Source organism: Xenorhabdus thailandensis (assembly GCF_037996785.1).
In the GTDB taxonomy this organism is placed as follows: Bacteria; Pseudomonadota; Gammaproteobacteria; order Enterobacterales; family Enterobacteriaceae; genus Xenorhabdus; species Xenorhabdus griffiniae.
The window spans coordinates 501,110-510,000 of the sequence record NZ_JBBMXF010000007.1 but is presented as its reverse complement, the minus strand read 5'-3'; the positions used below and the strand labels follow the sequence as shown (position 1 = coordinate 510,000).

Annotated in this window: 7 protein-coding genes and 1 pseudogene (1 of these 8 cut by a window edge); 2 read left to right on the top strand and 6 right to left on the bottom strand. The window is 41.5% G+C overall.

The window, feature by feature from the left end; genetic code table 11:
- The 6 genes and pseudogenes from rbsR to AAC853_RS04890 form a co-directional block, all read right to left on the bottom strand.
- Positions 1-943, bottom strand: the 5' portion of a protein-coding gene (gene rbsR, locus AAC853_RS04915; protein ID WP_340613837.1) for a ribose operon transcriptional repressor RbsR. 59 nt of this gene lie to the left of the window's left edge; the window shows 943 of its 1,002 coding nt (coding positions 1-943); it begins with the start codon at positions 941-943; its stop codon lies off the left edge, out of view.
- A gap of 2 nt (positions 944-945) precedes the next feature.
- The gene (rbsK, locus tag AAC853_RS04910; protein WP_340613836.1) at positions 946-1,875 is read right to left on the bottom strand and encodes a ribokinase; all 930 of its coding nucleotides are present in this window, start codon (positions 1,873-1,875) and stop codon (positions 946-948) included.
- A gap of 65 nt (positions 1,876-1,940) precedes the next feature.
- Positions 1,941-2,831 carry a ribose ABC transporter substrate-binding protein RbsB gene (rbsB, locus tag AAC853_RS04905; RefSeq protein ID WP_340613835.1) on the bottom strand — a complete coding sequence of 297 codons (891 nt, stop codon included), beginning with the start codon at positions 2,829-2,831 and terminating at the stop codon, positions 1,941-1,943.
- 28 nt (positions 2,832-2,859) lie between these two features.
- Positions 2,860-3,830 (bottom strand): annotated as a pseudogene (gene rbsC / locus AAC853_RS04900) (ribose ABC transporter permease).
- 85 nt (positions 3,831-3,915) lie between these two features.
- A complete protein-coding gene (gene rbsA / locus AAC853_RS04895) occupies positions 3,916-5,400 on the bottom strand; it encodes a ribose ABC transporter ATP-binding protein RbsA (protein WP_338883929.1) in 1,485 nt (494 codons plus the stop codon).
- Positions 5,401-5,407: 7 nt separating this feature from the next.
- The gene (locus AAC853_RS04890) at positions 5,408-5,554 is read right to left on the bottom strand and encodes a hypothetical protein (RefSeq protein WP_340613834.1); all 147 of its coding nucleotides are present in this window, start codon (positions 5,552-5,554) and stop codon (positions 5,408-5,410) included.
- Between the two features lie 384 nt (positions 5,555-5,938).
- On the opposite strand from AAC853_RS04890, the gene ravA reads away from it, so the two are divergent.
- Both ravA and viaA read left to right on the top strand, forming a co-directional pair.
- Positions 5,939-7,426, top strand: coding sequence for an ATPase RavA (gene ravA / locus AAC853_RS04885; RefSeq protein WP_340613833.1), 1,488 nt, complete (start codon positions 5,939-5,941; stop codon positions 7,424-7,426).
- Between the two features lie 4 nt (positions 7,427-7,430).
- Complete coding sequence (gene viaA, locus AAC853_RS04880; RefSeq protein ID WP_338883926.1) at positions 7,431-8,888, top strand: ATPase RavA stimulator ViaA; 1,458 nt, start codon at positions 7,431-7,433, stop codon at positions 8,886-8,888.
- Positions 8,889-8,891: the final 3 nt, after the last annotated feature.

Genomic DNA, 8,891 nt, shown 5'->3' with positions numbered 1-8,891 from the left:
GTTCACTATCTGGATTATCCATTCGATAGAGCAGCATATCTATAGCTAACTTACCTAACTCATCTTTTGGTTGATGAATTGTCGTCAAAGGAGGGGTTAAATAGGAAGCTATAGCAATATTATCATATCCAATGACAGAAATATCTCTAGGAATAGCAAGCCCTACCTGATATAAAGCCTGATAAACGCCAATCGCCATAGCATCATTTCCCGCAAAAACTGCTTCGGGAATTTCAGGTAATTGGAGGAGTTTTTTCATTGATAACAATCCTCCCGCAAATTCATAATCACTGTGGATTTCATAACCATCGGGGATCTCAAGCTGAGCATTTCTCATTGCTTTTCGATATCCAGCCAGACGCTGACGAGAAAGAGATGTATTCTGTGAGCCTGCGATACAGGCAATTTTGCGAAACCCACGATTAATCAAATAAGATGTGGCTAATTCGCCTCCGAACAGAGAGTTATCTTTAATAACATCACTAGAGGCATCAAAAGGAGACCAATCCAATGTCACTATTGGCACTAGCGGGTATCGCAATAGAAAATCTTTGGATAGCAATTTATGTTCGGAACTCATAATCAGAAGGCCATCGACACGTTTTTGCAATAGTATTTCCATACTGCGAATCATACGGGTAACACTACCCTCAGTATTACACAGAATTAAACTATATCCCCGTTCGTAACAATTGTTTTCGACACTTCTGACAACTTCGGAATAAAAAGAGTTATCACTGGCCGTAATCAACATACCAATAGTTTTAGTTTGCTTGACTTTCAAGCTCCTTGCCAAAGCAGACGGTGCATAATTCAATTCCTCAATAGCTGCATTGACCTTCTTTTTCACGCTTTCACTGACATAACGATTGCCATTAATCACATGAGAAACCGTTGATGTTGATACACCCGCCAGACGAGCAACGTCCTTCATGGTAGTCACGATTAATCCTGTTCAGATAGAAATGCATCAATTTCATTCCGCCACGGAACCGCAGGCTGTGCCCCCTGACGCGTAACGGCAATCGCAGCTGCAGCATGAGCAAAGCGGATCGCCAACAACATTTCTTTTCCTTCCAGTAATCCCGTTACCAAAGCGCCATTAAATGTATCCCCAGCAGCAATTGTGTCGATTGCTTTTACTTTAAACCCTGGAACAATTTTACCTTCCTTGCCTTTTTCACTCAGCCATACGCCTCGACTACCCAATGTGATAATGACTGTTTCTATACCTTTATCATGTAAAACCTGCGAGGCTTCTTCCGCTCCAACATCATCTTTTACGGCGATGCCAGTCAAATACTCGGCTTCGGTTTCATTCGGCGTAATAATATCTACCAGCGAAAGCAATCGATCCGAGATTTTCTGTGCAGGCGCTGGATTCAAGATCACTTTGGCATGATGCTTCTTGGCCGTTTCAGCAGCAAGTTGTACGGTTTCCAATGGCGTTTCAAGCTGCAATAACAATGCATCAGCTTCTTTGACAACTTGATCATGACGAAGGAAATAATCAGGAGTTAATCTCCCATTCGCCCCTGCATTAATACCAATAATATTCTCACCCTGCCGGTTGACAAAAATCAGAGCAACGCCCGTTGTTTCTCCTTCAATCACCTCAATTGAGGAAGTATTAATGTTATCTTTTGCCAACTGTTGGCAAACACGTATGCCAACATCATCTTGGCCAACACAAGCGATAAATATAATGTCCGCACCACAGCGACCAGCAGCAACGGCCTGATTTGCGCCTTTTCCTCCAAAGGCAACCTTATACTGTTCTCCCCTCACTGTTTCCCCTGGTTGAGGAAAAGAGTTGAGATTCAATATGTGATCTACATTGATGCTACCCATCACAACCAGTTTTGCCATACTCATGACATTTGTTCCTGTGTGAAAATCATGCAATCATTAAAGCTAATGGCTGCATAAATAAGGTTAATTTATTTCTTCACAACTAATTCCAGCTCAACCGGAATGATGACATCTACTTTTTCACCTTTTAGCACTTTGTCCGCAGCCTGAACGCCGATGATACCCATTTGATCCGGACGCTGTGCGATCGTTGCTCCCAATTTACCACTCTGTACAGCCTTAAGAGCATCGTCAGTGCCATCAAATCCGACAACCAACACATTTTCTTTACCGGCTGCCTGCAATGCTCGCAATGCACCAAGAGCCATTTCATCATTTTGAGCGAAAACAGCTTGTACTGACGGGTGAGCTGTCAGTAAGTTTTGCATGACATTCATCCCCTTTGTACGATCATAATCAGCGGGCTGACTAGCCAACATATTGAATTTGTGCTCTTGGGCTGCCTGACCAAAACCTTCACCACGTTCACGTGCACCTGAAGTTCCTGGAATACCTTCTAATTGAATGACCTTGACATTATTACCTAATTTCTTGGCAATAAAATCAGCTGCCATTTTGGCGCCTAAACGGCTGTCAGAAGCAATATAGCTAATAACATTGCCCTTATACGCTGAGCGATCAAGAGTAATAACCGGAATATTCGCCTTATTTGCCATGATCACTGCATTACCAACGGCATCCGAATCGGTTGGGTTAATTAACATCAATTTTATGCCACGAACCGTCAAATCCTGCACATTGGCCAATTCTTTTGCTGGATTATCCTGAGAATCAAGTACAATCAAGTTATATCCCAGCTTATCAGCCTCTTTTTGTGCACTATCTTTCATTGTGACAAAGAAAGGGTTATTCAGGGTTGAAATAACCAATGCTATGCTATCTTTCGCCAGTGCATTAGCACTTATAGTGGCACTCAATGCTATGACAGAGAGAATGGTTACCAGCTTCTTCATTTTCATATTATTTTTTCCTGTAGGGTGAGAGAGATTATTTACTGCTTTTGTTATCAACCAAAACCGCCAGTAAAATAACAACTGCCTTGACGATCATCTGGTAATTGGAAGAAATACCTAATAAGTTCAATCCATTATTTAAAAAGCCTAAAATCAGCGCACCAATCAGTGTGCCAACAATCCGTCCTCTACCTCCTGCCAGACTGGTACCTCCCAGTACAACAGCAGCAATAGCATCTAACTCATAACCACTCCCAGCCATCGGTTGAGCAGAAGATAATCGTGCAACTTCGATAATGCTGGCCAATGCTGCCAATAAACCACATAGGGAATAAACGATTATTTTTATTTTATCAACGTTAATACCTGATAAACGTGTTGCAAGTTCGTTCCCACCTAAAGCGTAAATATAACGACCAAGGCGCGTATGGTAGAGGATGAACCATGCAACAACAAAAGTAATCAGCATAATCCAGACGGGAGTCGGTACTCCCAATGGATGGCCAATACCAAACCAGACAAATAGATCTGCATTTTCACTGAAACCTGTATTTATCGGGCTACCATCGGTATAAACACGGGTGATACCACGCAATAACAACATCATGACCAATGTTGCAATAAATGCCTGAACTTTGCCTTTTGCAACAATAACGCCAGTACACGCCCCAACAGCTGCTCCCAGTGTCAATGCACAAGCAACAGCCACTAATGCATTAACATCACTACCTACCATTGATGCAGCTATTGCTCCTGTCAGTGCCAACAGGGAACCGACAGATAAATCAATCCCCGCAGTCAAGATCACCAATGTCATTCCCACAGCTATGATTGCATTAACAGATGTTTGCTGAAGGATGTTAAAGAGGTTATTCAATGTGAAAAAGTTGGGACTAAAAAAGAAACAACCGCAATCAGCGTTAATAATGCAATAAGTGATTTTTGTTCCATCAACCATGTTTTCGTAAACCAACGTCGGGAGGCTGACCCTGTATTAGAATTCATATCGATTCCCTTGACCATTTTCTTTTAATTCACTGTAGTTTTGTTTGTCGATAAATTATATGCCTGTAGATTATGTACCTATGAACTACTTGCCAAAAGCAGCGGCCATCAACTCTTCCTGAGAAACCTCGTTCGCATTAAATTCCCCACTAATACTTCCTTCATGCATAACCAGAATACGGTCACTCATTCCCATCACTTCAGACATCTCAGAAGAAACCAAAATGATGCTCAAGCCTTCTTTTTTAAACTGGTTGATAAACTGATAGATTTCTTTTTTTGCCCCGACATCTACGCCTCGGGTTGGCTCATCAAGGATTAAGACTTTTGGACAAGTCATCAACCCACGGGCAATAGCCTCTTTTTGTTGATTACCACCAGAAAGCAAACTAATAGGTTGTTCCATAGAGGGAGTTTTGATATTGAACAACTTGATAAAATCAGCAACGGACTTTTTTTCCGCCAAATGGTGCAAGCGATAGAAATTTTTACTGAAAAAAGGCAAAAAGGTTAGAGACATATTCTCTTTAACAGACATGCTCAAGACTAATCCATCACGCTTACGATCTTCTGAGATGTAGACAATACCATTAGCCATTCCTTCTTGTGGATTTCGGATAGTTAGGAGGTTTCCATCCAGCAAGATCTGACCTTCAGTTTTCGACAATGCCCCGTATATAACCTTCATCAACTCAGTACGACCAGCGCCCATCAAACCAGATATTCCCAAAATCTCGCCGCTATACAGGGAAAAACTGACATTTTTGATCCCAGAGCCAGACAGGTTTCTAATCTCTAACCGCTTTTTACCACGCGGTAGAACCAAGCGAGGGTATTGCTCACCAAGCTTGCGCCCCACCATCATTTCAATCAATCGCTCTTCATTCAGAGCATTGACAGGCTGTTCACCAATAAATTGGCCATCACGCAATACCGTCACATCATCACAAATTTTAAAAAGTTCTTTCAAGCGATGGGAAATATAGACAATGCCACATCCTTGTGCTTTCAGTTCCCGTATGACATGAAACAAGGATTCAGTTTCGGTATCCGTCAAGGCATCTGTAGGTTCATCCATAATGATGACTCTGGATTGGAAACTCAGTACCTTGGCAATTTCTACCATTTGTTGCTCACCAATGGACAATTCAGAAACAAGCCGATGGCTGCTGTAAAAAATATTTAGTCTCCTCAGCAAGTTATCGGCTTCTTCATACATTTTTTTCCAGTTGATAAAACCCAATTTATTGACGAATTCACGACCCAAAAAAATGTTTTCAGCGATCGTTAGTTGAGGAATGAGGTTTAATTCTTGATGAATAATGCCAATACCCGATTCCAGAGAGGATTTGGGGCCAGAGAAAGCTACATCTTGCCCAAGATAGCGGATCGTGCCAGCATCTTTTGTATAAATACCGGTCAAAACTTTCATCATCGTAGACTTGCCGGCACCGTTTTCGCCGACTAACGCCATCACTTTCCCGGGATAAACTCGTAGTGCAGCGCCTGACAAAGCTTTTACCCCAGGAAAAGCCTTGTCAATTCCCTTTAACTCCAGTAATGGCTTCATAATAACCTCAGAAAGTGACTCTTTTCTCTTTCAGAATGCTATGACTGACATACTTTATCGCAATTGCGTTTCCCTGTTGCATTTCGAAAGCAGCAACACATTTGATGATTTGCTCATGTATTTGCTGATTGGGTTCAATAATTGAAGCAGCCAAAATGGCTGCTTCAATTTGTACTTTCTAAATAACAACATTGAAGACAGATCTGGTGTTCCCTGGGTTAGCGCTAAATCAATTCTTTGGGTAGATAATGGGATAGTTTTCTTTTTTATAAGCCTCTTAGCGAAACGTTTCGCTAAGAGGTCATCATATAAAGCTAACGACCAAAGACAACATGATTAATACGAAAATGTGATCATCATTGAAACGTTTAAGAAGGTGATAATAAACAGAAAAAAACTAACTTATTGAATAAGTTAAGCTGAATCGATTTTTTAAAACACACCACTAAACTTAATAAATTATCACCAAAATCTTTGCATAGAGTGAATTTTATCTATAAATAAAGGCAAGTAACTATTCAGCCTTGGTATAAATACTATGCGATTGGTCGAGAAAATATCCCTATTAAGTCAGTATCTAGAAAGTGGGCTATATGAACGACGGCAAGCCATTCGCCTGTGCCTGCTGGCCGCTTTATGTGGAGAGAGTATTTTTCTTCTTGGGCCACCAGGAATAGCTAAAAGCCTTATCGCACGTCGGCTCAAGTTTGCGTTTCAAAACGCCCACGCTTTTGAGTACCTGATGACCCGTTTTTCCACCCCAGAAGAGATCTTTGGTCCCCTTTCCATTCAAGCACTCAAAGATGAAGGACGTTACCAGCGCCTTACCGAAGGGTATTTGCCCGAAGCCGAAATCGTTTTTTTAGATGAAATTTGGAAAGCAGGTCCCGCCATTTTGAATACGTTACTCACCGCGATTAATGAAAAGAAATTCAGAAATGGCAACCAGGAAGAACAGCTACCGATGCGTTTATTGGTTACCGCATCCAATGAACTCCCAGAGAGTGATAGCAGTCTGGAAGCACTTTACGATCGCATGTTGATCCGACTCTGGCTAGACAAGATCCAGGAAAAGAAAAATTTTCGAGCTTTGCTGACTGACCGAAACAATGAAAATGACAATCCTGTACCTGCCCATATTCAAATCACCGATGATGAATTCCAGCAATGGCAAAACAAGATCAATCAAATATCCCTACCAGATCATATCTTCGAACTGATTTATCAATTACGCCAACAATTAAATGCGACTGGAAGTACGGCTGATGTCTCAGATCGCCGTTGGAAAAAATCCATCCGTTTACTGCAAGCCAGTGCCTTTTTCAGTGGCAGAAATGAGATATCTCCGTTAGATATCGTGCTGTTAAAAGATTGCCTATGGCACGACTTGAATAGCTTAAAACTCTTGTCCCAATTTTTGCATGTCTTATTGACAGAACAGGCTTATCGACAACATTCCCTCATGCAAAAAACAGAGAAGCTATACCAACAATGGGTACAGTCCAACCAAAACGAAAATGACCATCCCCTGCAATTAGTCGCCAAATCTTCTCTACTTGGCCGCAAGGCTTCCTATTCACTGCCTGAAAATATTGCAGATGAAAAACTGATCCTGTTTTTACATCCTTCATTGCACATGCATAATATTGAAGTCAATTTCATCGAAATAGATAAAAAATCACTGGAAAATACCTTAAAAAATAATACAGGAGAACTCTCTGCTTGTTTAAATGGCATTGGTTTTCCTCAAACTATCACGGCAGAAATTAATGAAAAGAACCAGCTTACAGTACTGGATATTAGCCGTAATAGCGCTGTTCTCTGCCTATCTGACCCCGCCAAAAACACCGATACAGAATGGCATGAAAAGCTGATATCCATCGGTGATGAAATTCAACGACAACGTAATTTATTCAACCAACATCAACCCTGTTTATTTGTCGAAGAACATTGGCTTGCCAACATTGAACAGAGTTTCCTGCTATTAACTGAAAAGCAGAAACAATTAAGATCAAAAATGGAATAAAAATATGTTAACACTAGCCACACTTGATCTCTTGCTCTCTGTCAATGAAGGGGAGCTGATCGAAGAGATCATCTTGATACTGCTAAGTGCCCCTCAGTTAGTTATTTTCTTTGAAAAACATCCAAGACTTAGACAAGCATTTATGCAAGATCTTCCTGCATGGCAGCAAATATTGCGGCAAAAAATAAAAGAGACGCCGATCCCCGCCCCATTGGCCGAAGAGTTTCAGTTATACCAATATATACAGACAATTAACACGACAGAATTCTATCAGCAGTTACCTAACATCGTAGAGAAACTTCAACAACTCGAATCTCCCTTTACCAAAGAAGCCGATACACTATCCAAAGCATTCTCTGAATACACCTCTTCAGGACAAATACTGTTTATCCAACGCTGGCACCTCAGCTTGATCCTGCAAGCGACGGCATTTAACAACACACTATTAGAACAAGAAAAAGAGCAACTCCTTGCAGAGATCCAGAAACGATTAACACTCAGTGGCACTCTTGATCCCATATTTGATCACAATGATCACGCAGCAGGACGATTATGGGATATGAGTAAAGGACAACTTCACCTAACCACGAAAAATATACAACTATTTACCCGTTATGCTGACTTTCTTGAACAGCAAGCTGAGCTGGAAAAACTAGCACAATTACTTGGCCGCAGTCAGACAGCAAAAGCAATTCCTAAAGAAAACCCCATCCTGGAACCATTTACCCGACTTGAAAGAGTGCCAGATACAATACCTGAGCAAATTAGCGGAATTAGGCAAAGCGACGATATCTTAAGGTTATTACCTACCGAGATGGCTATGCTGGGTATTGAAGAGTTGGAATACGAATTTTATCGGCGGCTGGTGGAGAAAAAATTACTATCGTATCGCCTGCAAGGGGACAACTGGCAAGCCAAAACCACACTCAAACCCATGACACACTACCACAATGAAAAACAGCCTCGGGGACCATTTATGGTTTGTGTTGATACATCCGGCTCAATGGGGGGGTTTAATGAACAGTGTGCAAAAGCATTCTGTCTGGCTTTGATGCGTATTGCACTAGCGGATAATCGTCATTGTCATATTATGTTGTTTTCAACACAACTTATTCATTATGACTTAACATCACCGGATGGGTTCACCCAAGCCATGCATTTTCTGGGGCAAACCTTTAGGGGGGGAACCGATCTGGCATCTTGCTTAAATGCCACTGTTGAAAAAATGCAAGAAAATAGTTGGGAAGATGCTGATGCTGTTGTTATTTCAGATTTCATTGCCCAACGCTTGCCAGGCTCCCTAATCCATCAGATAAAAAATCTGCAACAGCATCAACAACACCGCTTCCATGCGGTCTCCCTTTCCCACTATGGCAAGCCCGATATTATGCAGATATTCGACCATATCTGGCGTTTTGATACCGGGCTTACAAGCCGTTTACGAAGAAAGTGGCGCAATTAAAAC

Bases quoted from the DNA above. Each gene is read 5' to 3' on its own strand.
- rbsK (WP_340613836.1), bottom strand. From the start codon at position 1,875: ATGAGTATGGCAAAACTGGTTGTGATGGGTAGCATCAATGTAGATCAC.
- rbsB (WP_340613835.1), bottom strand. From the start codon at position 2,831: ATGAAAATGAAGAAGCTGGTAACCATTCTCTCTGTCATAGCATTGAGT.
- rbsA (WP_338883929.1), bottom strand. From the start codon at position 5,400: ATGAAGCCATTACTGGAGTTAAAGGGAATTGACAAGGCTTTTCCTGGG.
- ravA (WP_340613833.1), top strand. From the start codon at position 5,939: ATGCGATTGGTCGAGAAAATATCCCTATTAAGTCAGTATCTAGAAAGT.
- viaA (WP_338883926.1), top strand. From the start codon at position 7,431: ATGTTAACACTAGCCACACTTGATCTCTTGCTCTCTGTCAATGAAGGG.